At 64.5% G+C, this 23,164-nt stretch carries 23 protein-coding genes, 1 other RNA gene and 1 riboswitch; of the genes, 8 read left to right on the plus strand and 16 right to left on the minus strand.

Annotated elements, in window-relative coordinates; genetic code table 11:
- Positions 1-8 precede the first annotated feature (8 nt).
- The 4 genes from V9L18_RS03615 to V9L18_RS03630 all read left to right on the plus strand — a co-directional run bounded on the left by V9L18_RS03615 (position 9) and on the right by V9L18_RS03630 (position 3,649).
- Positions 9-1,424: a peptidoglycan DD-metalloendopeptidase family protein gene (locus V9L18_RS03615; protein WP_337345940.1), complete on the plus strand. Its 1,416-nt coding sequence runs from the start codon at positions 9-11 to the stop codon at positions 1,422-1,424.
- A gap of 87 nt (positions 1,425-1,511) precedes the next feature.
- Positions 1,512-1,982 carry an SsrA-binding protein SmpB gene (gene smpB / locus V9L18_RS03620; protein WP_066292645.1) on the plus strand — a complete coding sequence of 157 codons (471 nt, stop codon included), beginning with the start codon at positions 1,512-1,514 and terminating at the stop codon, positions 1,980-1,982.
- Between the two features lie 104 nt (positions 1,983-2,086).
- Positions 2,087-2,455, plus strand: a transfer-messenger RNA (tmRNA) gene (gene ssrA / locus V9L18_RS03625).
- A 213-nt stretch (positions 2,456-2,668) separates the two neighbouring features.
- Entirely contained in the window at positions 2,669-3,649 is a 981-nt protein-coding gene (locus tag V9L18_RS03630) for a S1C family serine protease (protein ID WP_337345805.1), read from the plus strand.
- Between the two features lie 6 nt (positions 3,650-3,655).
- Here the strand turns inward: V9L18_RS03630 and V9L18_RS03635 are convergent, their stop codons facing one another.
- The 11 genes from V9L18_RS03635 to V9L18_RS03685 form a co-directional block, all read right to left on the minus strand.
- Positions 3,656-3,793, minus strand: coding sequence for a hypothetical protein (locus V9L18_RS03635; RefSeq protein WP_310161748.1), 138 nt, complete (start codon positions 3,791-3,793; stop codon positions 3,656-3,658).
- A gap of 82 nt (positions 3,794-3,875) precedes the next feature.
- Positions 3,876-4,244 carry a hypothetical protein gene (locus tag V9L18_RS03640; RefSeq protein WP_337345806.1) on the minus strand — a complete coding sequence of 123 codons (369 nt, stop codon included), beginning with the start codon at positions 4,242-4,244 and terminating at the stop codon, positions 3,876-3,878.
- A 79-nt stretch (positions 4,245-4,323) separates the two neighbouring features.
- A complete protein-coding gene (locus V9L18_RS03645) occupies positions 4,324-4,734 on the minus strand; it encodes a fluoride efflux transporter FluC (RefSeq protein ID WP_337345941.1) in 411 nt (136 codons plus the stop codon).
- Entirely contained in the window at positions 4,734-5,153 is a 420-nt protein-coding gene (locus V9L18_RS03650; protein WP_337345807.1) for a fluoride efflux transporter FluC, read from the minus strand. The genes V9L18_RS03645 and V9L18_RS03650 overlap by 1 nt, the downstream gene beginning before the upstream one ends.
- A complete protein-coding gene (locus V9L18_RS03655; protein WP_337345808.1) occupies positions 5,154-5,867 on the minus strand; it encodes a metal-dependent transcriptional regulator in 714 nt (237 codons plus the stop codon).
- A gap of 31 nt (positions 5,868-5,898) precedes the next feature.
- Positions 5,899-6,657 (minus strand): class I SAM-dependent methyltransferase, encoded by a 759-nt coding sequence (locus tag V9L18_RS03660; RefSeq protein ID WP_337345809.1) that lies wholly within the window; start codon positions 6,655-6,657, stop codon positions 5,899-5,901.
- 68 nt (positions 6,658-6,725) lie between these two features.
- The gene (locus V9L18_RS03665) at positions 6,726-8,162 is read right to left on the minus strand and encodes an aminotransferase class V-fold PLP-dependent enzyme (protein ID WP_443197924.1); all 1,437 of its coding nucleotides are present in this window, start codon (positions 8,160-8,162) and stop codon (positions 6,726-6,728) included.
- 35 nt (positions 8,163-8,197) lie between these two features.
- Positions 8,198-8,311, minus strand: a riboswitch (SAM riboswitch).
- Between the two features lie 159 nt (positions 8,312-8,470).
- On the minus strand, positions 8,471-9,283 hold the full coding sequence (gene hisN / locus V9L18_RS03670) for a histidinol-phosphatase (protein WP_337345810.1): 813 nt from the start codon (positions 9,281-9,283) through the stop codon (positions 8,471-8,473).
- A 97-nt stretch (positions 9,284-9,380) separates the two neighbouring features.
- Positions 9,381-10,496, minus strand: a complete 1,116-nt coding sequence (gene rsgA / locus V9L18_RS03675) for a ribosome small subunit-dependent GTPase A (RefSeq protein ID WP_337345811.1) — start codon at positions 10,494-10,496, stop codon at positions 9,381-9,383.
- Positions 10,496-11,878, minus strand: a complete 1,383-nt coding sequence (gene aroA / locus V9L18_RS03680; RefSeq protein ID WP_337345812.1) for a 3-phosphoshikimate 1-carboxyvinyltransferase — start codon at positions 11,876-11,878, stop codon at positions 10,496-10,498. The genes rsgA and aroA overlap by 1 nt, the downstream gene beginning before the upstream one ends.
- A gap of 6 nt (positions 11,879-11,884) precedes the next feature.
- Positions 11,885-12,433, minus strand: coding sequence for a DoxX family protein (locus tag V9L18_RS03685; protein WP_337345813.1), 549 nt, complete (start codon positions 12,431-12,433; stop codon positions 11,885-11,887).
- A gap of 209 nt (positions 12,434-12,642) precedes the next feature.
- On the opposite strand from V9L18_RS03685, the gene V9L18_RS03690 reads away from it, so the two are divergent.
- Both V9L18_RS03690 and rsrA read left to right on the plus strand, forming a co-directional pair.
- A complete protein-coding gene (locus tag V9L18_RS03690) occupies positions 12,643-13,548 on the plus strand; it encodes a sigma-70 family RNA polymerase sigma factor (RefSeq protein WP_443197925.1) in 906 nt (301 codons plus the stop codon).
- The gene (rsrA, locus tag V9L18_RS03695; RefSeq protein WP_131131627.1) at positions 13,545-13,805 is read left to right on the plus strand and encodes a mycothiol system anti-sigma-R factor; all 261 of its coding nucleotides are present in this window, start codon (positions 13,545-13,547) and stop codon (positions 13,803-13,805) included. The genes V9L18_RS03690 and rsrA overlap by 4 nt, the downstream gene beginning before the upstream one ends.
- Before the next feature lie 97 nt (positions 13,806-13,902).
- On the opposite strand, the gene V9L18_RS22025 is transcribed toward rsrA, so the two are convergent.
- From V9L18_RS22025 to V9L18_RS03715, 5 genes are all read right to left on the minus strand, one after another.
- Positions 13,903-13,977: a 50S ribosomal protein bL37 gene (locus tag V9L18_RS22025; protein ID WP_369299106.1), complete on the minus strand. Its 75-nt coding sequence runs from the start codon at positions 13,975-13,977 to the stop codon at positions 13,903-13,905.
- A 97-nt stretch (positions 13,978-14,074) separates the two neighbouring features.
- Complete coding sequence (locus tag V9L18_RS03700) at positions 14,075-14,689, minus strand: PadR family transcriptional regulator (protein WP_337345814.1); 615 nt, start codon at positions 14,687-14,689, stop codon at positions 14,075-14,077.
- Positions 14,689-15,516: a DUF4097 family beta strand repeat-containing protein gene (locus tag V9L18_RS03705; protein ID WP_337345815.1), complete on the minus strand. Its 828-nt coding sequence runs from the start codon at positions 15,514-15,516 to the stop codon at positions 14,689-14,691. Before V9L18_RS03705 ends, V9L18_RS03700 begins: the two co-directional genes overlap by 1 nt.
- A gap of 95 nt (positions 15,517-15,611) precedes the next feature.
- On the minus strand, positions 15,612-16,211 hold the full coding sequence (locus V9L18_RS03710; RefSeq protein ID WP_337345816.1) for a GDSL-type esterase/lipase family protein: 600 nt from the start codon (positions 16,209-16,211) through the stop codon (positions 15,612-15,614).
- A 154-nt stretch (positions 16,212-16,365) separates the two neighbouring features.
- Positions 16,366-20,184: a multifunctional oxoglutarate decarboxylase/oxoglutarate dehydrogenase thiamine pyrophosphate-binding subunit/dihydrolipoyllysine-residue succinyltransferase subunit gene (locus V9L18_RS03715; RefSeq protein ID WP_337345817.1), complete on the minus strand. Its 3,819-nt coding sequence runs from the start codon at positions 20,182-20,184 to the stop codon at positions 16,366-16,368.
- A gap of 526 nt (positions 20,185-20,710) precedes the next feature.
- Here V9L18_RS03715 and V9L18_RS03720 point away from each other — a divergent pair.
- Positions 20,711-22,045, plus strand: a complete 1,335-nt coding sequence (locus V9L18_RS03720) for a hemolysin family protein (protein WP_337345818.1) — start codon at positions 20,711-20,713, stop codon at positions 22,043-22,045.
- Positions 22,042-23,112, plus strand: coding sequence for a hemolysin family protein (locus V9L18_RS03725; protein ID WP_337345819.1), 1,071 nt, complete (start codon positions 22,042-22,044; stop codon positions 23,110-23,112). Before V9L18_RS03720 ends, V9L18_RS03725 begins: the two co-directional genes overlap by 4 nt.
- Positions 23,113-23,164: the final 52 nt, after the last annotated feature.

A 23,164-nucleotide genomic window follows, 5' to 3' on the forward strand; every position in this document is an offset into this window, starting at 1 on the left:
TGACTGGCATGAATCGAACTTCCCGCGCGCCCGGCAAAACCGGCAACCGCCAGCCGCGCCGCGCCGGCATCATTAGCGGTGTCCTGGCGCTTGTCCTGGCGGCAAGCCTGGGCGCTTCAACGCCGGCAGCTTTCGCCGACGAACTGGAAGACAAACAGGCCGCCCTCGAAGCCGAGGCCGCCCGGGTTCAGCAGTCCCTTGAATTTGTTGACTCGCGGATAGCCAAAGCCGCGGGCGACCTGGTGATCTACCAGGGCCAGCTTCCCGGCGCCCAACAGGCACTTCTTGAAGCCCAGGGCAGGGTTGCCAGTGCCGTCAAGGAAGTCGAGGCGCTCTCAGCGCGGGTGGATTTGGCACAGCAGAACAAGGCCAAGATCACTCAACAGCTGGAGACAGACAAGCAGAAGATAGCGGATACAAAGAAGCTGATCGGCCAGATTGCTACGCAGGCGTACAAGTCCGGCGGGGTTCCCTCCAACCTCACGCTCTTCTTCGGATCCAACGCAGGCGGGAGCCTGACCGATACGATGGACCTCGCCGACCAGGCCATGCGCAGCCAAAACTCGGCCATGGACAAGCTGTCCCAGCAGAACGCCACCAACGTCAATTCCCAGGCTCGGCTTGCGGCAGTTGAAGCGGAGATCCAGGACCTGAAAGCCAAGGCCGACGCGGCGCTCGAGCGGGAAAAGGCGGCCCGCGACGAAGCCGCGGCCAAGAAGGCGCAGGTTGACCAGCTGATCGCCGACACCACCCGGCTGGATGCCGAACTCCAGGCCGCACGGCCAGGCATTCAGAGCCAACTGGCAGCCGTCGAGGCCAGCCAGAACGCAGTCGCCAACGAGATTGTCGAGCGTGACCGCAGGCTGCGGGAAGCCTGGGAAGCAGAACAACGGCGCCGTGCTGAGGCGGCGGCAGCAGCCGCGGCGGCAGCGGCGGCTGCCGCGGGCCAAGCTGCCCCGCCGCAGGTGCCCTACGCTCCGGTGACCGGGTCGCCGTCGGCGTTTGGCCTGCGGCACCCCTTCGCCGGCTCCGTGCCCATCACGTCCGGCTTCGGTTGGCGGGCCACTCCGCCGGGAACCATCGACTTCTACGGCACCGGCGGTTACATGCATACCGGCATAGACTTCGGAGCAGCGTGCGGCACCCCGGTGTATGCGGCCGCGGCCGGTGAGGTCTTTTCCTCGGGCTGGAACTCAGCCGACGGCGGCGGATGGCGGGTAAAGCTTTCCCACGGTGTGATGGAAGGCAACTCCCTGACCACCATCTACTACCACAACAGCAGCATCGTCGTCTCCAACGGCCAGAGGGTCTCCCAAGGCCAGCTCATTGCCTACTCGGGCAACACAGGGAACTCCACAGGCTGCCATGCACACTTCGAGACCTGGCTGAACGGCGCAGCGGTCGATCCGATGCGGCTGCTGTAACGCCGCTCCGCGCCTGCCGTACACTGGTATGACTTCGCGCCGGAACGGCCGGAGCCACTGACGATCCAAGAACCGAGGAGTTCCACCGTGCCCAAAGAAAGTGGCCGTAAAGTGGTGGCCACCAACCGCAAGGCCCGGCATGACTACCACGTGCTGGACACCTATGAGGCGGGAATAGCCCTCATGGGAACAGAGGTCAAGTCGCTTCGCGAGGGCCACGCGTCCATGGTCGATGGCTTCTGCACCTTCTACAACGACGAGTTGTGGATGGAGGGCATCCACATCCCGGAATATAACCAGGGAAGCTGGACCAACCATGCTGCCCGCAGGCGCCGGAAGCTGCTCCTCCACCGCGAGGAACTGATCAAGATTTCGCACAAGATCAGGGAGTCCGGGTTCACCATTGTCCCGCTCCAGCTGTACTTCGTCGACGGCCGTGCCAAGGTGGAGATCGGGGTCGCCCGCGGTAAGCGGGAATACGACAAGCGACAGAGCCTGCGTGAGCAGCAGGACAACCGTGAGGCTCTGCGCGAGATCCGGGAACGCAACCGGAGGTAGCGCGCCGCGGGGTGGAATGATTTCCACCTGCTGTGCGTTATGATTGGTAGTCCGGCAGGCATTGGGACGCAAAACCTGACCTGCCGGGTTTGATAACAAAATACGGGGATGATCGGTTTCGACGATGTTAGTCGCGACAGGTGAAGCGGGCCGAGGATGCAGAATTATCTCGTAAACGCTGTCTGCAAACCAATAAGTGCCGAATCTAAGCGCACTGACTTCGCTCTTGCTGCCTAAGCAGTAAGACAGTCCGTCAGCCCGAGGTTGCTATTGCCCCGGAACCTGGCGTCATTTAGATAGCCACTGCTGTTTGCCTCCGTCATCGGGGCAAACGGGACTCTTAGATGACTGGGCCCGGATCAGCCAGCTGTTTGCAGCATGGCTGGGGCCGAGAAAATCCGACGCAAACTGCGCCCGGAGAAGCCCTGACAACACGACATCGGACGGGGGTTCAATTCCCCCCATCTCCACATTTTGCGATGCCGCAAGGCACGCAGAACGGCCCGGACCTTGGTCCGGGCCGTTCCGCGTTAAGCGCAATGCAGCAGCTGACGCTGTCATTTCCCCCCCCGTTCACCCACGGCGTAGACACGCAGGGAGTAGGACCGCAGGCCGAATGGTTGAGACAAATAGGACCAGCAGCCAGTCCGGAGCCAATCGGCTGCCATAACCCCAGGAGGTGGGCCATGGACCAGGTGCGGAAGCCCGGTTCACCAGCGTCCGACGACGGGCCTCTGGACTCGTACTCGGAGACGGTCATGCGCGTGGCCGAGACAGTCACCCCACACGTTGCCGCCATTGAAATGACGGGAAACCGCCGTAATGGACGATTTCGTGTGGGCGCCGGATCGGCGGTGCTGTTCACGGAGGACGGTTACCTGCTGACAAACTCCCACGTAGTGGCCGGTACCCGCCAAGGCAACGCTGTTTTCGCGGACGGTGCCCGCACCGACTTGGAGCTCGTGGGCGCCGATCCATTGTCCGATCTTGCCGTTGTGCGCGGCCGCGCGCCCAAAGTCCCTCCCGCCGAGTTCGGCGACGCGGAAACCCTGCGGGTGGGGCAGCTCGTCGTTGCGGTGGGAAACCCGCTGGGGCTGGCCGGATCCGTGACTGCTGGCGTCGTCAGCGGCCTGGGCAGGGCCATACCAGTCTGGGCAGGAGGCAACCGGAGGGTGATCGAGGACGTTATCCAAACGGATGCGGCCCTGAACGCCGGGAGTTCCGGCGGTGCGCTGGCGGACACCCACGGGCGTATTGTCGGCATCAATACAGCGGTGGCCGGTGCCGGGCTGGGGCTGGCGGTGCCCATCAATGCAACCACGCGAAGGATCATCGCGGCGTTGCTGGCTGACGGGCGCGTTCGCCGGGCCTACCTTGGCGTCGTCAGCACGCCCATCCGCCTAAATGCCAGTGCCGTGGTCCGGACAGGGCAGCGGGACGGGCTGCGCGTGGTGGAGGTCCTGGCAGGTTCGCCCGCGGACCGGGCAGGCCTGGCGGCGGGCGACATCATCCTGACAGCAGGCGGCCGTCCCGTCAGCAACGCTGAAAGCCTGCAGAAGCTGCTGTTCGCCGACGCTATCGGCCAGCCCCTGCGGATTGCGGTGCTGAGGGACGGCAAAGAAACTGACCTTGTTGCCGTACCCGAAGAAATGGCGGCTAACGGGTAGTGGCCGCTACCGGCGCTTCTTCAGGTGCGCGACCGGATCCTGCGGGCCGTCAATGGGGCTCTTGGCCTTCTTTTCGGCGCGTTTCTCTTTGATGGTCTTGACCGGCTTCTTGGACAGATTCTGGTGAGGTGTCTTGTCAGGCATGGCGTGCTCCCTTATTAGGCGGGACGGCGTACGTCCCATCTCGTAAATTACGCCTGATTCGCCCTTAAGGAAATGCCCGGATTCAGTCCGGGACGGCGACGTCCGCGATGCCCACAAACCGGGTCCCAACGCCGTCGAACTCGCTGCGGACAAAGCCCGGACGTGGGGGCGGCAGCTCACTGGGAGCATGGTGACCGCAGCTGACATAGGTAAACTCGGGCCACCATTTCTTGGGCCGCGCCGCTTCCTCGTAGCCGCACACGGCACATTCCAGATGAACCCACACAGGACGCTTCCCGGTGCGGTTTGCCCTCGATTGGACAAGCCAGGGCGGCGGGTTGTCCAGGATTTCGCCGAGGTCGGCTTCCGTCAGCCATTTTGGGATGCCATGGCGTTGGGCCATCTCCAGGGGTACATCGAGGGCAATTGCCGCGTCACGTCTGCTAATCATCACAGTCAACGATACGGGACTGCGTTAGAGGCCGCCGCCGCCCACCAGGCAACCGGAAGCACAGAGTGCGCTGATTCAGCTAGGACGCAAGGGCGATGCCCACAGCAGCAGCGGCGAATCCCGCGAGTAGATTGGCCGCCACGTTCAAGGCTGCCGCGGCAATCCGGGATTCAGCCAGCAGCCTGATGGTGGCGGTTGTCCATGAACTAAAAGTAGTCAGGCCGCCGGCGAGGCCAGTTGCCACAGCGGCATGGAGGTCTTCGGGCAGTCCCAGCCGTCCTGTCACTCCAACGGAGAGCCCTATGATCAGGCACCCGGCTACGTTGACCACCAGGGTGGCCCACGGCCAGTGCTGGGGCGTCCGACCGGCGGCGTCCTTGGCGCGCGGGCCCGTGGAGGTAGCGGCGGGCCGATGAGCGAACCAGCTGTCCACGGCGAAGCGCAGCAGAGCACCGGCCACGCCGAAGACGCCTACCAGCATTGCGGCGATCACGCAGGGGCTCCGGAGCGGTCGGCCAGCACTTTGCCCGTCCTCCAGCCAGCGGCCGCGGCGCCGAACCCCAGCAGAAGTGAAAGGCCGAGGTACGCAATCCACACCAAGTGGAGGTTGGCACGGGAGAACTGATCCACCGCGAACACCACTGCGGAAAACGTCGTGAAGGATCCCAGCAGACCGGGCCCGAGCCCCGCCCGGAGCCAGAAAGCCGTGCGGGGCCTTGCGATCCAGAACGTAGTCAGGGCTGCCAGGACAAAGCTCCCGGCCGCGTTGATGCCCAGCGTGGTCCAGGGCATCATTCCCGCGGCATCAGGGAAGGCCAGGCCCAGGCCGTACCGGAGTTCGGTCCCGAGGAGTCCGCCGCCGGCCACCGCCAGCCATGCACGCCAGCCAGGTGCCCCAGTGCCGGCCATTCAGCCGTTTCCGAGGACGCAGCCGGCGTGCGGCGCGTCGCTGTGCACCCACAAGGCCGAGGTGATTTCATCAGCGAGGTCATACTCCCGAGTCTTCCCCGCGGAGCTGATTCGCACTACAAGTGCCCCGCCGAATGGCTTGCGGCCCACTACCTCCACCTCGGCGTCGAGGTCGATCTCCTCGGCAGACAGGTACCGGAGCAAGTCAGGGTTCTCATCGCTGATTCGGGTGATCCGGCCGGTGTGTCCCTGATCCAATTCATTCATCAGGTGGGCGTGTGGCATCCGGACCGTGCCATCGGCGCCGGGGATGGGGTCGCCGTGGGGATCCCGAAGTGGATTTCCCAGTTTCGCCGCCATCCGCTCAATAAACGTGTCCGAGACGGCGTGTTCGAGATGCTCGGCCTCATCATGGACCTCATCCCAGCTGTAGCCAAGTTGTTGGACCAGATAGGTTTCGATCAGCCGGTGCCGCCTGACCATGGAGAGCGCAAGCCGCACGCCGGCGTCGGTGAGGGTGATTGCGCTGTACGGCTTGTGGTCCACCAGGCCCTGGTCCTTGAGCTTGCGGACCATCTCGGACACGGAGGAGTTTGCCACACCCAGCCGTTGCGCAAGTTGGGAGGAGGTAATGGGTTTGTCCTGCCACTCCGTGAAGGAGTAGATGACCTTGACGTAGTCCTCGATGGAGGAGGAGGGCGCGCTGGTCTTCACGACACCAAGCCTACCCGTTGCGCGGAGGGCGTCACGCTTTTGCGGCCCGCCATGTCAGGGTGAGGTAGGGCAGTCCCAGGCCCGCGCCGGGGGAGTGTCCCAGATGGTCGTGGAGGTACCAGTCCAGGTTCGCGAGGACCTTGGCGCGGGTGGTATCGCCGGAACGGAGGTAGTAGCTCCGCGACTTGGCAAGCTCCATGATCTCTGTCGTGGTGAGCGCGTCTTCCCAGCGGGTAACATGGCTTTCCAGCTCCACGAACTCCGGTCCCAAGGGCGGCTGGAAGTGCGGCCGGTAGACATCCCCGGCGTGCATGATGCGGGAAAGCCGGTGAACCCAAGGGACTGAAGTGTCCAACTGGTTCCAGATCAGCCCCAACCTTCCGCCGGCGCGGAGAACCCGTGAAAGCTCCGTACTGGCGGCCAGGGGATCGCACCAGTGCCATGCCTGCGCCACGCTGACGACGTCGAACGAGGAGTCCGCGAATCCCGTCGCCTCGGCAGTGCCCACAGTGGCCGCAACACCGGGGTGCATGATCCGCAACTGGTCGAGCATGTCTGCGGAGGGGTCCACGGCGGAAACGGTCAATCCGCGGTCGAGCAGCAGGACCGTGAATTTTCCGGTGCCGGCTCCCACGTCCAGGGCATCCCGGGCCCCCGCCGGAATAAGCCAGTCGGCCGAATCGCCGGGGTAACCGGGGCGCACGCGTTCGTAGTGTTCGCCTCCGTCCTGGAAGCTCTGACCAAGCTCCTGACGGCGTACGTCGTCAAGTTTGGGGCCACCCCGCGCCACGTGCAGCCTCCTTCGCCAGATGCCCTTGGGTATCCTTCGAATTTACCGCATGAGCCGGGTAACCCGGATCAGTCGTCGATGCAGGGGGCAGCGCCTGCCGTGCCAGGCGTATTGGGTGCCCAGTCCGGGTATTTGCGGGTGTCGTTAGCCGGAACCCAGCGGCCCGAGTCAACCACATAGTCCCAGCCCAGGCCGGTTCGGCGGAGTTCCTCGATGCCAGCCAGCAGACGCTGGGCGTCTTCGAGGCGGGACCCAACGCCGAAGCTTGCCCGCAGGGAGCCGGACGGGAGGCCCAGGCGCTTCAGCAGGGGGTGGGCACAGAACCGGCCGTCGCGGAGGCCTACGCCGTGTTCTGCTGACAGGTAGGCAGCCACCAGGCCGGCGTCGTAGCCTTCCACCGAGAAGTTCACTACGCCGATGGTGTCGGTGTCCGGATCGGTGTCCTTGAAGATCTGGTGTACCGTCACGCCTTCGATCTTCTGCAGACCCTCCACCAGGAACGACCGGATAGCCGACTCGTGGGCGTGCCACCGGTCCTGATCCAGCGATGCGATGACCTGGGTGGCGCGAGCCAGTGTGGCGGCGCCCAGGACATTGGGCGAACCGCCCTCGTGCCGGGCTGGGCCGGTGGCCCAGCTGACGCCGTCGAGCCTGGCCTCCCGCACCGCGCCGCCACCGGCAAGATGCGGCGTGCCCGCGTCGAGCCAGTCCGACCGCCCCACGAGGACGCCTGCGCCGAAGGGCGCGTAGAGCTTGTGGCCCGAGAAAGCGAGGTAGTCGACGTCGTCGGCGCTGATGTTGATCCGGCGATGCGGCGCGAGCTGCGCGGCATCGACGACGATCCGGGCGCCGTGCTGGTGGGCAAGGGCGGCGAGGGCACGGATGGGCAGGATTTCGCCGGTGACGTTGGAGGCGCCCGTGACGGCGAGCAGGCTGATTCCGCCCTGTTCCAGTTCGGCACGGAGGGCCTCGATGGTGCCGGCCACGGTGTCGGCCGCAACGACGCTGCGGTGCGGGACGCCCTGCCACGGCAGGAGGTTGGCGTGGTGCTCGATGTCGAGGTACAAAACCTCCCCCGTGGGGCGGCCGTCCGCGGACGGAAGGCACCCGGCGAGGAGGTTCAGGGAGTCCGTGGTGTTCCTGGTGAAGATGACGGAGTCACCGGGCCGGCCTCCCACGAAGTCACGCACGATGTTCCGGGCGTTCTCGTAGACGGACGTGCTGATCTGGGATGCGTAGCCGGCGCCGCGGTGGACGCTGGCGTAGAACGGCAGGATCTCGTTGAGGTAGGCGGAGACAACCGAGAGGGCCGGGGCAGAGGCGCCGTAGTCCAGGTTGGCGTAACGCACGTGGCCGCCCTGGATCAGCGGGGCCTGGATTTCGGCGCCGGTGACGGCGGAGAGCGGCCGTCCGGCAACGGCGAGCCGTTCGCTGAACAGGGCTGCGGTGTCGTTTGCGGCCAGGGTACGGACGGCGGAGTTGGGGGAGACGGTGGCTGTTGTCACAGAGACCTCACTTTAGAGGGACTCCCTGTCCCGGGAATCCGCGCTTGCCGGGTCCGTTCCGGACCGGCCTGGTCGTCACCCGGGGCACCCCACCGCGAATGGAGGGTTGCCGGCCAGCAAACCGGGGTTTCGCGCTGGCACTCGTGACCTGTTAAGAGCGTAGAACATGGGCGGGGCGGGCAGGAAGCCCGTCCGAATGTTAAGGCTTTTGTTACGCGCGGATGGAAATACCCATGGTTATCCGAAGATACGACGGCGGACGCCCCCATCAGGAGGCGTCCGCCGTTGATAATTCGGCACTTGGGCTGCTAGAGGAGGTCGTCCAGGTCGGGGTTGAGCCGTTTGAGGACTTCCGAATGCAGGATGGAGTTCGTCGCCAGCGCGTTGCCGCCAAACGGACCGTCTTCACCCTCGAGGGAGGTGAAGCGGCCGCCGGCCTCCACCACGATCGGGACCAGTGCCGCCATGTCGTAGAGATTCAGCTCCGGCTCACACGCAATGTCCACGGAGCCTTCGGCCACCATGCAGTAGGACCAGAAGTCGCCGTAGGCACGCGTGCGCCAGACGTCTTCGGTGAGCCCAAGGAAGTCATCCAGGTTCCCGCGGTCCCTCCAGCCGCTCAGGCTGGAGTAGGACAGGGAAGCGTCCGAGAGTTTCGACACGTCTGAGACCTTCAGCCGGGTGGCCGCAGCCAGTGACCGGCCCATGTAGGCGCCTGCGCCCTTGGCAGCCCACCAACGCTTGCCCAGGGCAGGGGCACTGACGACGCCGACGACGGGCTCTCCTTCGTCCACAAGCGCAATCAGTGTTGCCCACACCGGTACGCCACGGACAAAGTTCTTGGTGCCGTCGATGGGGTCGATGATCCAACGCCGGGAGCCATGGCCTGAACTGCCGAATTCCTCGCCCAGGACCGCATCGCGGGGGCGGGAACGGGAGAGCTGGCCACGGATGGCTTCTTCGGCGGCCTTATCGGCATCAGTGACCGGGGTCAGGTCCGGCTTGGTCTCGACGTGGAGGTCCAGTGCCTTGAAGCGGCTCATGGTCTGGTCGTCCACGGAATCGGCCAGCACGTGGGCCAGGCGCAGGTCATCGTTGTAGCTCGAAGCGGGTTGGATCATGGTTCCAAACTACCGTCAAAGCGCCGTGTGGTTGGGGACCCCGGCTTCGGGCGGCGTCCTGAACAGCCTGGGCGCTGCTCCCAGCCGGCCGGGCGGGTCAGTTGACGCTGCCCAATTCCTTGGTTTCCTGCCCCTCCATGCGGGGATCGGTGCCGAGTAGGCGACGGAGGGACGCGAGCCTGGCGGGTCCGGTTGGGCCCGCATGGCCTTCGGCAACCCAGGAGTCCAGGCCGCAATTGACTGCGCTGGCATTGTGTTTGCAGCCGCGCTCGCACGCATCCGTGCCCGGTTCCAGGTCCGGAAAGGAGCGGAGGATGCGGTCTGCGTCGACATGCGCCAGTCCGAAAGACCGGATGCCGGGGGTGTCGATGATCCAGCTTCCAGCAGGGGCGTCGGCCAGCTTAAGGGCCAGGGCCGAGGAGGACGTGTGGCGTCCGCGGCCTGTCACGGCGTTGACTCCGCCAGTGGCTCGCTCGGCTCCGGTCAGGGCGTTCACCATGGTGGACTTGCCTACGCCTGAGTGTCCCAGCATCACCGTGACCTTGCCATCGAGGTAGGCCCGAAGCTGGGCGACGGCATCGCTGTCGAGGCGCGCCGAGAGCCCGTCGTCGGAGCGGGCATCGATGCCGGATGCAGCGGCGTCGGCCGTCCGGCTGATGATGACCGGGAAGTCCAGGTGCTCGTAGTTCGACAGAAGTTCGGCAGGGTCTTTGACATCGGCTTTCGTGACCAGCAGGATCGGCTCGATGCCGGCGTCGTAGGCGGCGACGAGTGCGCGGTCAATGAAGCCGGTGCGTGGTTCGGGATTTGCCGCCGCCACCACAACAACAAGCTGGTCGGCGTTGGCCACGACTGCCCGTTCAACGGGGTCGGTATCATCGGCGCTGCGCCGCAGGAGTGTCCTGCGGTCCTGGATCCGGACCAGCCGGGCCAGCGTGTCCGGTTCCCCGGAGACATCTCCCACCAATGAAACGAAGTCGCCAGCGACCACGGGGGACCGGCGGAGTTCCCGTGCCCGTGCGGCGATGATGGTGCGTTCTTCCCCTGAATCTTCGCCGACCACCGCTGTGTATCGGCCGCGGTCCACGGTGATGATCCGTCCTGTCACGGCGTCGTCGTGGCTGGGGCGGTCCTTCGTGCGGGGTCGGGAACCCTTCTTGCTGGGGCGGATCCGGACGTCGGATTCGTCCCAGGAGTCAGTGCTGCGTGCCACTATGCGTTACCAGCGGGTCCCGGCGTACCAGGTTCCTGGCCCTGCGCGATCATGTTTTCCCACAGCCGCGGGAAATCGGGCATGGTCTTGGCCGTGGTGGCGATGTCTTCTACTTCTATGCCCTCCACTGCGAGGCCCAGTATCGCCCCTGCAGTTGCCATTCGATGGTCCGCATAGCTGTGGACGACGCCGGAATGCAGCTTGGCCGGGCGGATCACCAGCCCGTCGCTGGTTTCCTCGGCGTCGCCGCCCAGCCGGTTGATCTCCGCGACCAGGGCGGCGAGCCGGTCAGTCTCATGGCCGCGGAGGTGTGCGATCCCGCTGAGCCGGGAGGGGCCGCTGGCAAGCGCGCAGAGCGCCGCGACAGTGGGGGCAAGCTCACTGGTTTCATCAAAGTCGGCGCCCTTGATCTGAGCTCCGCCGGTGACAGTGAGGACGCCGTCGGCCAGGCTGACCGTGGCGCCCATGTCCGCAAGGATACTGCGCCAGAGGTCACCCACCTGCGTGGTTCCAGTGGGCCAGTTGGGAATCCGGACCGTGCCGCTGGTGGCCAATGCGGCGGCCAAGAAAGGGCCGGCGTTGGAAAGGTCCTGCTCAATGCGCTGGTCAAACGCTCGGATAGTTCCTGGCGCCACGACCCAGTGATTGGGGACGGAATCATCCACGGACACGCCCACGCCGCGAAGGACTGCCACTGTCATGTTGATGTGGTCCAGGCTCGGCACCGGCTTACCGACATGCTCCAGGTGCAGCCCCTCGGTAAAGCGTGCACCCACCAGCAGTAACGCAGAGACAAACTGGGACGATGCACTGGCGTCGATCACCAGATGTCCGCCCCGGACTTCCCCGGTTCCGGCCACGTCAAAGGGCAGGGACGCCGGTGTCCCGCCGTCCTCTGCCGTCACGGCCACACCGAGCGCCTTCAGGGCTTCGATGATGGTCCCCATGGGGCGGTTCCTGGCGTGCGGATCGCCGTCGAACACGCTGACGCCGTTCCGCAGTGCAGCGAGCGGAGGAACAAAGCGCATGACGGTGCCGGCCAGTCCGCAGTCGATCCGGGCCAGCGACGACGGCGCGTCCTGGCTGAGGGGAACGACCTCAAGGTCCGGGCCGAAGGCTCCGTCGCCGGGAACTTCTGTGATGGAAGCCCCCAACTGCCGCAGGGCCTCAATCATCAGGGCGGAGTCCCTGGAGTGCAGCGGAGCGCGGAGCCGGGACGGTCCGTCAGCCAGCGCCGCCAGGACGAGGAACCGGTTGGTCAGGGACTTCGAACCCGGCACGGTCACCGTGGCATTGATGGGCCTGGTGGCGAACGGTGCGGGCCAGAGCGGAAGAGCTTCGGCAGCGTCAGGCTGCGAAAGGGCGGTAGTGGATCCGGTCATGCGTCCTTATGCCCCCGTTGCCTGGTCCACCACACGACGCACGGCCTTGTCGGCCTTGTGGAGTTTCTTCCCAGTGCTCTTGCGGGCGTCAGCTGCCAGGTGCGAAGCGCCCTTCCTGGCGTCGGCAGCGAGGTGTTCCGCTCGCCAGGCCAACCCTGGCTTACCGGCAGTATCCACCGAAGCCAGCAGGGCCCCGCCGCTCAGGGACAGGTTCTTCAGGAGCTGGTTGCGGCGTGCCACACGGGCCTCTTTGGTGCTGATGTCGGCGCTGCGCCATTCGACGAATGTGTTAAGGGCAGAGATGACCGTGAGCAGCGTCGCAGAGAACCGCGCGAACTTGCCCAGGCCAAACAGCACTCCGGCGCCCACCTGCACCCCGCCGATGACCCGGGCCAGTGTCTTGTCTTCCGTACGGAAAGGCAGTGAGGCCGTGGCTTTGCGCAGAAGCGGCGACAGCTGCTGGGCAGTGTCATCCGCGTTCTTGAGCTTATCCAGTCCTGCGAGTACGAAGCTGGATGCCAGCATGGGCCGGGCGAGGGTACGGACAAAGGACATGGATTTCCTCCTGGCTGGACGAACCGCGTCGAATGCGGCGGAGTCGGTTCTAGTCTTGCACTTTTGGGGAATATTTGCCCGCCACTAAAGGTTATGGATTGCGGGTCCGGCAGTGACGGACGAATCACGGCGCACACTGCGCCATGGCGGTTGGGTTGCGGGCTGCAGGTCCGGGCGCATCGAACGGTACAGGGAAATGGAGTTGGCCTTTGGGGTTGGTGAAGGACGGCATGGACGTGGCAGGCCCCGTGGCGATGGAGGCTTTGGAAACCGGTGCCCCGGAGTACGGGTCGCCGCGTGCCCGGAGCGTCACAGTAGACTTGGGGGCGATGAGCACCCTGGATCCGGCCCTCGAGGCCATGTATGAGGCCTCCGGGCGCGAAGCCAAGACCGCGGATGTCTCACCGGACGCCGCGAAGTCAGGCGGAACGCCTGATGCCGCGCTGTTGCCGGACACGGCGGCCACAGAACCCGAAGCCCCGGCAGTTGACCTTGCCACGGAAAGCACGGAGGAGCGCCGGATTCGTTTTGAGCGCGATGCCATGCAGTACGTGGACCAGCTCTATTCAGCGGCCATGCGGATGGCGCGGAACCCCGCTGATGCCGAGGACCTTGTGCAGGAGGCCTACACCAAGGCATTTTCGGCCTTTCACCAGTACAAGCCCGGTACCAACCTCAAGGCGTGGCTGTACCGCATCCTGACCAATACCTACATCAATTTGTACCGCAAGCGGCAGCGCGAACCGCTGCAGTCCAACTCGGACACCATTGAGGATTGGCAACTCGCCAGGGCAGAGTCCCACACGTCCAGCGGGTTAAGGTCGGCCGAAGCAGAGGCCTTGGACCACCTGCCTGACACCGACGTCAAGAGGGCGCTGCAGGCCATTCCCGAAGAGTTCCGGCTCGCGGTGTATTTCGCCGACGTAGAAGGCTTCGCGTACAAAGAAATTTCAGACATCATGAACACGCCCATCGGCACTGTGATGTCCCGGCTCCACCGCGGCCGGAAAATGTTGCGGGACATGTTGGCGGAATATGCCGCCGAGCGGGGATTCAAAACCGCCGTCGATCCTCAGGAAACGGCCGGAAGCACACAACAGGAGAACAGGAAATGAGCGACTGCCAGGGATTGGGCGACTGCGACGACGCCCGGATGCAACGCATCTACGAATATCTTGACGGGGCACTGACCCGGGAAGACATCACGGACATCAAGCACCACCTCGATGACTGCCCGGAATGCACCCAGCAGTATGACCTCGAATGCGTCATCCGCAACATGGTCAAACGCTCCTGCACGGAAGCGGCACCGGAGAACCTGAAGAACGCCATCCTGGACCGGATCCATTCAATCCGTCCCGTCGAGGCCTGAGGGCACCGAACCGGCCACACACCGTAAGAGACGAAGAACCCCGGAAGCCATGTGACTTCCGGGGTTCTTCGTTTGAACCGTCATACCAAGCTTTTGCTTAGGTGTTGGGGCGCTTGCCGTGGTTCGCGCCGCCACGCTTACGGTCACGACGTTTACGTGCACGCTTGCTCATAGCTGGCCTCCTTAATGTTGGTACTCAAAAGAGCTGCCCTCAAGTCTCCCACATGATGGCACGGGCCGCGAACCAGGACCGCCTGTGAAGCGGCCGCTCAGCCCGGCAGGGAATTCCGGATGGAAATGCGGGCCTGGTCCAGTACCGTCCGGACGGTTTCGAGCACCATGGGGCTCAGCGGCTCCCTGTTAGCCTGCAGCCTTAGCTCGACTCGGAGGTCGTCGCGGAACGCCTGGAGGAGCATCTCGGCTTCCTTGAGCGTGCGGTGTCCTTCGGGTGACTGCCGGGGTCCGGCCGAACTGAAGTCACCGTTCCGGACCGAGGCCCTTGCTGCCTCGGCCGTTGCTGCGAGATCTGCCCTCAGGCCACGCATGTTGGTCCGGATATCGTCGCGGAGGCTGTCCGCCAACCGCCGTACGGAGGCGGAAATGTCGTTTTCGACGCCGGCCAGCTCGTCCCGGCGGGTGTTCAGTTCAGCCAGGCCTGCAGGCGTGATGTGGTAGTTGGTACGGCGGCCTGCGGATTCCGTGGCGACGAGCCCTTCCTCTTCCAGCTTCCCCAACCGCGGGTAAATGGTGCCCGCGCTGGGCGAGTACGTGCCGCCGAACCGTTCATTGAGGGCCTTGATGAGCTCGTAGCCGTGCTTGGGCCCGGACTCGAGGAGGGCAAGGAGGTAGAGCCTTAGGGCGCCGTGGGCGAAGACAGGAGGCATCAGTACTCTGTTTCCGGGGCCCCGGCTGTCTGGCCATGGAAGATGGAGGTCTTGCCGGAGACGGAGTTGGTCCGGACAATCATCAGCTTGCCGTCCGGGCCGGCGATTGTTTCCACCTTGCCGCCGGGCTGGGAGTACTGCTGGTTGTCGATGACCAGCGTGCCGCTGGCCGACTTGGCCACGATGTCCACGCCGACGTCGTGCGGAAGGCGGATGGTAAGGTCGCCCGAAACTGAATTGGCGCCAAAATCCTGGGTGAAGCCCAGGAGGTCGAAGCTCATGTCGCCGCTGACAGTGTTGGCCCGGATGTGGCTGAACCTTCCAGAGGCGGTGACTTCACCGGAGATGCTCTTGGCGGTCAGGACGCCGTCGTGGTTGCGTGCGATCACCTCGCCGCTGACCGTGTTGACGTGGAGGTCACCGGCGGTTCCATCCGCCATCACCGAGCCAGACACCGTGTTGAGCCGTATGTGCCCGCCGATACCCGACACCAGGCCATCACCGCTGACCGTTCCGGCTTCCACGTCAACGCCCTCGGGCAAGGCGATGCTGATGACAGCCGAATTGTTGCTGTTGTGGTTGACGGTCCCCATGAGGTTCTTGAACCACCCCTGCGGCCCGTGGAGCTGGTGCCGAACCTCCAACCGGCCGTCCACCAGGCTGATGGCTACGGGATCGCCCTGGACTTCGGAAACCTCAACGCGCGCTACGGTGTCCGTGTGGGTGACAATGTCGAACCGCCCGCGAACCATTCCCAGCTTCAGCGACGTGACACCGTCGACGTCGATAATGCGGGGCTCGGTGACGGCCCAGCTGCTCTCTGCCATGGATCCTCCAAGATCGCGATATATCGTGACTGATACCCCACGGTATAACGCCTCGGCGGACGGGTCAAGATATATCGCGATTGGCAGCGTGTGGATTACTCCGGGGCGTCCATGCCCAGCCACTGGAACCAACCCCGGTGCAGGACCAGCCAGGCCATCAGGCCGTAGCCAGACTGGCCGGGTGTCCCGCCGTTAGCCGCGAGGTCCTGGCGCCACTGCTCGTGGTTCAGCAGGGGTGAGAAGGTGTCAACATACAGGTGCTTGCGCCTGGTGGTTACATCGGCGAAGGCCGTGTTGAGCTCTCCCAGCCGGCGGTTCTGGGTGGGATCCAGCGTAGGTGGCGGGCCAACCACAAAGACTTCGATCCGGTTCTGCGAGGCGGAGTCCAGGATGTTGGCCAGGTTAAGGCGGCTGCGGGCGGTGGAGAGGCCAAACTCAATATCGCGGCCGGAGAGCCCGATGACCAGCCGGTTTTCGTGGAGGTCGCTGAAACGCCGGCCGGCTTCCTCCAGCCAGCGGGCGGCCAGTCCTTCCGTTCCTTCCTGTGGGCAGGGGAGGGCATAACTCTCAAGTGCCATGCCGTCCTGCGGAGTGCGGGCCAGGACGCGGCCCAGCCAGCCGAGGGCCCTGGGATCGCCCAGTCCGGCCAGCAGTTCATCTCCAACAGCTGCGATGCGCAGCTTCCTGTCTTCCACAAGTTCCTCTTTACTTCCGTACTGAATGGCGCCCCATGCCGGCAGCGCGGGACGGGCCGGGCAGACTCTGCCCGTTGGTACCCTCGCAACCCATTAAACAGAACTGCCCGGCCGGAGTCTGGTATTTCGACGTCCGGCCGGGCAGCCCTCGTGGTTACTTACGGGCGAAAGCCTGCTTCAGGAGTGTGTCCTGCTCGGCTGCGTGCCGCTTCATGGAGCCGGCGGCAGTGGATGCCGACGCCGGACGGGACACGAGCCGGACCCTGCGGTCAAGCGCGTCGGGAAGGTTCAGGCCCATAAACGGCCACGGTCCCTGGTTGGCGGGCTCATCCTGTGCCCAGACAACCTCCGCGTTCGGGTACTTGGCGAGCTCCGCCGCAATTTCCGCCGCGGGCAGCGGATAGAGCTGCTCGACACGGACGATCGCCGTCGTCTTGTCCTCGGTCTTCTGCCGGGTGGACAGGAGGTCGTAGTACAGGCGACCGGATACGAGCAACACGCGTTCGACGGCGTCAGCCGCCAGCTGCTCGTGCTCACCGATGACCGGGCGGAAGCTGCCAGTGGTGAAGTCTTCGACCGAGGATGCGGCTCCCTTGAGGCGGAGCAGCTGCTTTGGCGTGAAGATGATCAGCGGCTTGCGCGGCCTGCTGTACGCCTGGCGACGCAGCAGGTGGAAGTGCGACGCGGCTGTTGTGGGATTGGCAACGATCATGTTCTCTTCCGCGCACATCTGCAGGAAGCGCTCGATACGTGCCGAGGAGTGGTCCGGGCCCTGGCCCTCGTAACCGTGCGGCAGCATCAGCACGAGCGATGAACGCTGGCCCCACTTCTGCTCGGCGGAGGAGATGAACTCGTCGATGATGGTCTGCGCGCCGTTGACGAAGTCGCCGAACTGCGCCTCCCACAGCACGAGCGCGTCGGGGCGCTCCACTGAGTAGCCGTACTCGAAGCCCATGGCCGCGTATTCGGACAGCAGGGAGTCGTAGATCCACAGCTTTGCCTGGTTGTCTGAGAGGTTGCCCAAGGGAAGCCACTCGTTGCCATTGGAGCGGTCGTGGAACACGGCGTGGCGCTGCACGAAGGTTCCACGGCGCGAATCCTGACCTGCGAGGCGGACGGGAACGCCTTCCATGATGAGCGAACCGAAGGCTGCGATCTCGCCGAAGCCCCAGTCGATGCCGCCTTCACGGGACATCTGCTCGCGCTTCTCGAGGAGCTGCTTGAGCTTGGAGTGGACGGTGAAGCCCTCGGGGATTTCGACGTGTGCCTTGCCGATCCGGGCCAGGGTCTCCGGGGAGATGGCCGTGGACGCGGGAGCGTTGGTGCCGAAATCGGACTGCTGGGCGATGGGACGTTCGATGTCCGAAACCGCTGCGGAGTCCGCCGTGATGATCGGGATCGGGGAAGTCTGGGCGGCGTGGGTCTCGGCGAAGACCCGCTCCAGGCGCTCCTGGTAGTCGCGGAGCAGCTGCTCTGCTTCATCTTCGGTGATGTCGCCACGGCCAATCAGCGATTCGGTGTACAGCTTGCGGACGGAGCGCTTGGCTTCGATCAGGTTGTACATCAGCGGCTGGGTCATCGAGGGGTCGTCGCCCTCGTTGTGGCCACGCCGGCGGTAGCAGACCATGTCGATCACAACGTCCTTGTGGAAGCGCTGGCGGAACTCGTAGGCGAGCTGGCCAATGCGGACCACTGCCTCCGGATCGTCACCGTTCACGTGGAACACCGGAGCCTGGATCATCTTGGCAACATCCGTGGAGTACGTGGATGAGCGCGAGGACGATGGAGCTGTGGTGAAGCCGACCTGGTTGTTGACCACAACGTGGATGGTGCCACCGGTGCGGTAGCCACGGAGCTGGGACAGGTTCAAGGTTTCTGCCACCACGCCCTGGCCGGCGAAGGCGGCGTCGCCGTGCACCATGATGGGCAGGACCGGGAAGGCCTCGCCCTGGTCCAGGCGGTCCTGCTTGGCGCGGACGATGCCTTCGAGCACGGAGTCCACGGCTTCAAGGTGCGAGGGGTTGGCAGCGAGGTAAACCTTGGTTTCGTTGCCATTGTCCGACGTGAAGGTGCCCTCGGTGCCAAGGTGGTACTTGACGTCACCCGAGCCTTGGACGGAGCGCGGATCCTGGGTGCCCTCGAATTCGCGGAAGACCTGGGCGTAGGTCTTGCCGGCGATGTTGGTCAGCACGTTGAGGCGGCCGCGGTGGGCCATGCCAATGGCGACTTCGTCCAGGCCGTCATCGGCGGCGTCTGACATGATCGCGTCAAGGAGCGGGATCAGGGACTCGCCGCCCTCAAGGGAGAAACGCTTCTGGCCCACGAATTTGGTCTGCAGGAACGTCTCAAAGGCCTCCGCGGCGTTCAGCTTGGAAACAATGCGCAGCTGTTCTTCACGGGTGGGCTTGGAGTAGGGGTGTTCCAGCTGGTCCTGGAACCACTTGCGTTCCTCCGGCTCCTGGATGTGCATGTATTCGATGCCCGTAGTCCGGCAGTAGGCGTCACGCAGCACCGCCAGGATGTCGCGGAACTTCAGCATGGGCTTGCCGCCGAAGCCGCCGGTGGGCCACTCGCGGTCCAGGTCCCACAGGGTCAGTCCATACGTCAGGACGTCGAGGTCGGGGTGCTTACGCTGGACGTACTCCAGCGGGTCGGTGTCCGCCATAAGGTGGCCGCGTACGCGGTAGGAGTGGATCAGCTGCTGGATCCGGGCGACCTTGTTGATCTGGTCGGACGGGTCAACCTGCAGGTCCGGGCTCCAGCGCACGGGCTCGTACGGGATGCGGAGGGACTCAAAGATTTCGTCGTAGAAGTTCTGGGCCCCCAGCAGGAGCTGGTGGACGAGCTTCAGGAACTCGCCGCTGCCGGCTCCCTGAATGACGCGGTGGTCATAGGTGGAGGTAAGCGTCAGGACCTTGCTGATCGCGTTGTGCGCGATGATCTTTTCGCTCGCGCCCTGGAACTCGGCCGGGTAGTCCAGCGCGCCCACGCCGATGATGGCGGCCTGGCCCTTGGAGAGGCGGGGCACCGAGTGGACGGTGCCGATGCCACCGGGGTTCGTCAGGGAAACAGTGGTGCCCTGGTGGTCGTCGGCGGTCAGCTTGCCGCTGCGGGCCCGCTTGATGAGGTCTTCATACGTGTGCCAGAACTCGGAGAAGTTGAGGGTCTCCGCCTTCTTGATGTTGGGAACCATCAGGAGGCGGGTTCCATCGGGCTTGGGCATGTCGATGGCGATGCCGAAGTTCACGTGGGCCGGCTGGACGGCGACGGGCTTGCCGTCCACTTCGTCGTAGTACACGTTCATGGACGGGAACTGGGACAGGGCCCGAATGACGGCGTAGCCGATCAGGTGGGTGAAGGAGACCTTGCCACCGCGGGCCCGCGCCAGGTTGGAGTTGATGACCACGCGGTTGTCGATCAGCAACTTGGCCGGGATCGCACGGACGCTGGTAGCGGTGGGAACCTCAAGGCTAGTCACCATGTTCGTGGCGATGGCCTTGGCCGGGCCACGAAGGATGGAGACGACGTCTTCCTCAGGCGCCGTGGGTGCCTTGACGTTCTTGGGAAGCTGCGCGGGGATCGGCTGTGATCCGGAGCCCGGCTCGGTCTTCTTCGCGCCGTCACGCGCCACGGTGGCCGGTGCCTTCTTAACCGGCGCCGGTGCCGGGGGAGCAGGAGGCGCAGCTGCAGCGGGGGCAGGCGCGGCCGGCTGTGCTGCCGGCGACGGTGCCGGAGCTGCGGGGGCCTGCGCCTGGGCTACGACGGGCATTTCGCGGGTTGCGGGATGAGCAACCGCGAGGGCCGAATTTCCGTTGGAGGAAGAACCGCTGCCCGAGTCGAAGGATTCGAACAGGGGCCACCACTTGGCATCCACCGCGTTTTTGTCCTGCTGATACTGCTCGTACAGTTCGTCAACGAGCCACTCGTTTCCGCCAAATTCCTCTGGTAGACGGTGGCTAGGCTGCTCTGGCACTTGAAATACGCCTCTTCCATGAGTTTGATTTCTCTCTGGCCGCCACGGTGCCTCAGCACAACATCCGAACCAGTCTCTGCGTCCTCTGAACCCAGACCTTTGCCAGTCTAATGAGCATTCTGTATTAACTGCCAATAAGGGTGACCCAAATCATGAAGTGACGCGTAGATTGGCAAATATGGCGCCGCCGGTCCCTGCCCGACGCTCATGGAGGGCTATCCCAGGGGACGCTTCAGGATGCCGGGATTTGCTCCTGTAGACTGAAATTCTTATGGACAGTAAATCTAGGTGCCGGCCTGGGGGCTGTCAGCGGAGCATGAAGTACAGCAACGCGCAGCCGACCCGCCGAGCCGGCAAACCCCGAACACGCGCCCATCACACTCCGTCGTTCCACGCCTCCGGAGCCTTCAAGGAGACAGCGTCCGCTTCGGCGGACCATCCTCCGCCGGGCAGACTTCCCCGGATCCAGCCTGGAACACGGACCTGCACCATCACCCCGCCCCAGCATCACCGGGCGGGCTGCTGAATGGAATGGTTACTCCTCGCGGCAGGCCTCCTGCTGATCGCCGGCACCGGCTTCTTCGTCGCCGTCGAATTTTCCCTCATTGCCCTGGACCAGGCGACTGTCCAACGCGCGATCGACAACGGTGACACCCGTGCCGTTGCGCTGCTCAAGTGCCTGAAGTCCCTTTCAACCCAGCTCTCCAGCTGCCAGCTTGGCATCACCCTGACTACCCTCCTGACCGGTTACGTCATGGAACCCTCCGTCGGCAAGCTGCTTGAGGTGCCCCTGACCGCCGCCGGGATCCCTGAGGCCGCAGCAGCGTCCATTTCCCTTGTCATCGCGATGGTGCTGGCCACCCTGCTCTCCATGCTCCTGGGCGAGCTGGTGCCCAAGAACATGGCCATCGCCCTGTCATTCCCCGTGGGCCGCGCACTCGCGAGGCCACAGCTGATGTTCACGGCCATTTTCAGACCGGCCATCGTGCTCCTCAACGGGTTTTCCAACAAAGTGCTCAACGTCTTCGGCCTCGAAGCCAAGGAAGAGATTTCCGGTGCCCGGACGCCTGCTGAGCTCGCATCCCTGGTGCGTCGCTCGGCTGCCATGGGAACGCTCGACGCCGGTACGGCCAACTTCGTGGCGCGGACACTGAACTTCTCGGCCAGGACGGCAGCCGACGTGATGACACCACGGATCCGCGTGGAAACCATCGACGCCGACCAGCCCGTTTCGGACATCGTGGAGGCCGCCCGCCGCACGGGTTACTCGCGGTTCCCGGTCATCGGGGACTCTGCCGATGACATCAGGGGATTGGTCCACGTCAAGAAGGCTGTGGCCGTACCTTCGGCACGCCGGGCAAACCTGGAAGCCGGAGCCATCATGACCGACGTCCTTCGGGTCCCGGAAACCATCCACCTCGATGCTCTCCTCGCTGAACTCCGCGAGGGAAACCTCCAGCTCGCCGTGGTCCTTGATGAGTATGGCGGCACCGCCGGAATCGCGACGCTCGAAGACCTCGTGGAGGAAATCGTAGGAGAAGTGGCGGACGAGCACGACAAAGTCCGTCCGGGGCTCCTGCAAAGCGCATCGGGTGACTGGTACTTCCCTGGGCTGCTGCGTCCGGACGAACTCTCCGAACAGATTCCCGGCCTGACCGTTCCCGACGAAGCAGCCTACGAGACGGTGGGCGGCTACGTCATGAGTGAATTGGGGCGGATCGCCGCCGTCGGGGACACCGTGGCCGTGGGCGGCGGAACGTTGAGCGTGACCAGGATGGACGGGCGCCGGATCGACAGGATTTGCTTCCGGCCGGCCGCCCCTGATGCAGAGCCTGACCCGAATGACAGGACGGAACGATGAGTGACTGGGCCGGAATTTTCTGGCTGGTAGTGCTCCTGCTGGGTAACGCGTTTTTTGTTGCCGCCGAGTTCGCCGTGATGTCGGCCAGGCGCAGCCAGATTGAACCGCTGGCCGACGCCGGGTCCAAGCGCGCGCAGACCACCTTGCGGGCAATGGAGAACGTGTCCCTGATGCTGGCGTGCGCGCAGCTGGGCATCACGGTCTGCTCCCTGCTGATCCTGCTGGTAGCCGAACCGGCCATCCACCATCTCCTGGCTGCCCCGCTGGAAGCCGTGGGGCTGCCAATGGAGATCGCCGATGTGGCGGCGTTCGCCGTCGCGCTGATGGTGGTTACCTTCCTGCACGTGACCTTCGGCGAAATGGTGCCGAAGAACATCTCGGTTTCGGTAGCTGACAAGGCCGCACTTTTCCTGGCGCCGCCGCTGATGTTTGTTGCCCGCCTGGTCAAGCCCGTTATTGTGGCCCTGAACTGGTCGGCCAACCACATCCTGAAGCTCCTCCGGATCGAACCCAAAGACGAGGTGAATTCCTCGTTCACCCTGGAGGAAGTCCAATCGATCGTCCAGGAGTCCACCCGGCACGGTCTGGTGGACGATGATGCAGGGCTGATCACGGGTGCACTGGAATTCTCCGACCACACCGCCTCGGACATCATGGTGCCGCTGGACAAGCTGGTCATGCTAAAGGCCGCCACCACGCCGGTGGAATTCGAGAAGGCAGTCAGCAGGACCGGATTCTCGCGGTTCCCGATGCTGGACGATGACGAGATGCTCTACGGCTACCTGCATGTCAAGGACGTGCTGTCCATCCCCGATGCGGATTATCAGCACCCGATTGCGGAAAGCCGGATCCGCTCTCTTGCCAACCTCGCGCTGGGCGATGAGATCGAGAAGGCGATGTCGGTCATGCAGCGAACCGGTTCGCACCTGGCCCGGGTCATCGGCCCGGATGGCCAGACGCAGGGGGTGCTGTTCCTGGAAGATGTGATCGAGCAGCTTGTCGGTGAAATCCGGGATGCTACGCAGGCGACCGGGATCCGGAGGCTCGGCCAGCCGAACGGCGAGTGATGCCCGCGGTTGGGGACACTGGCGCTTTTCTAAATAGGAATCATTCCTATTT

Origin of the sequence: Pseudarthrobacter sp. CCNWLW217, from assembly GCF_037203985.1 — a bacterium.
Lineage (GTDB): Bacteria > Actinomycetota > Actinomycetes > Actinomycetales > Micrococcaceae > Arthrobacter.

Bases quoted from the DNA above. Each gene is read 5' to 3' on its own strand.
- rsrA (WP_131131627.1), top strand. From the start codon at position 13,545: ATGAGCGACTGCCAGGGATTGGGCGACTGCGACGACGCCCGGATGCAA.
- V9L18_RS03640 (WP_337345806.1), bottom strand. From the start codon at position 4,244: ATGATTAGCAGACGTGACGCGGCAATTGCCCTCGATGTACCCCTGGAG.
- V9L18_RS03725 (WP_337345819.1), top strand. From the start codon at position 22,042: ATGAGTGACTGGGCCGGAATTTTCTGGCTGGTAGTGCTCCTGCTGGGT.
- V9L18_RS03720 (WP_337345818.1), top strand. From the start codon at position 20,711: ATGGAATGGTTACTCCTCGCGGCAGGCCTCCTGCTGATCGCCGGCACC.
- V9L18_RS03700 (WP_337345814.1), bottom strand. From the start codon at position 14,689: ATGCCTCCTGTCTTCGCCCACGGCGCCCTAAGGCTCTACCTCCTTGCC.
- V9L18_RS03635 (WP_310161748.1), bottom strand. From the start codon at position 3,793: ATGCCTGACAAGACACCTCACCAGAATCTGTCCAAGAAGCCGGTCAAG.
- V9L18_RS03685 (WP_337345813.1), bottom strand. From the start codon at position 12,433: ATGTCCTTTGTCCGTACCCTCGCCCGGCCCATGCTGGCATCCAGCTTC.
- aroA (WP_337345812.1), bottom strand. From the start codon at position 11,878: ATGACCGGATCCACTACCGCCCTTTCGCAGCCTGACGCTGCCGAAGCT.
- V9L18_RS03705 (WP_337345815.1), bottom strand. From the start codon at position 15,516: ATGGCAGAGAGCAGCTGGGCCGTCACCGAGCCCCGCATTATCGACGTC.
- V9L18_RS03615 (WP_337345940.1), top strand. From the start codon at position 9: ATGAATCGAACTTCCCGCGCGCCCGGCAAAACCGGCAACCGCCAGCCG.
- hisN (WP_337345810.1), bottom strand. From the start codon at position 9,283: ATGATCCAACCCGCTTCGAGCTACAACGATGACCTGCGCCTGGCCCAC.
- V9L18_RS03630 (WP_337345805.1), top strand. From the start codon at position 2,669: ATGGACCAGGTGCGGAAGCCCGGTTCACCAGCGTCCGACGACGGGCCT.
- V9L18_RS03650 (WP_337345807.1), bottom strand. From the start codon at position 5,153: ATGGCCGGCACTGGGGCACCTGGCTGGCGTGCATGGCTGGCGGTGGCC.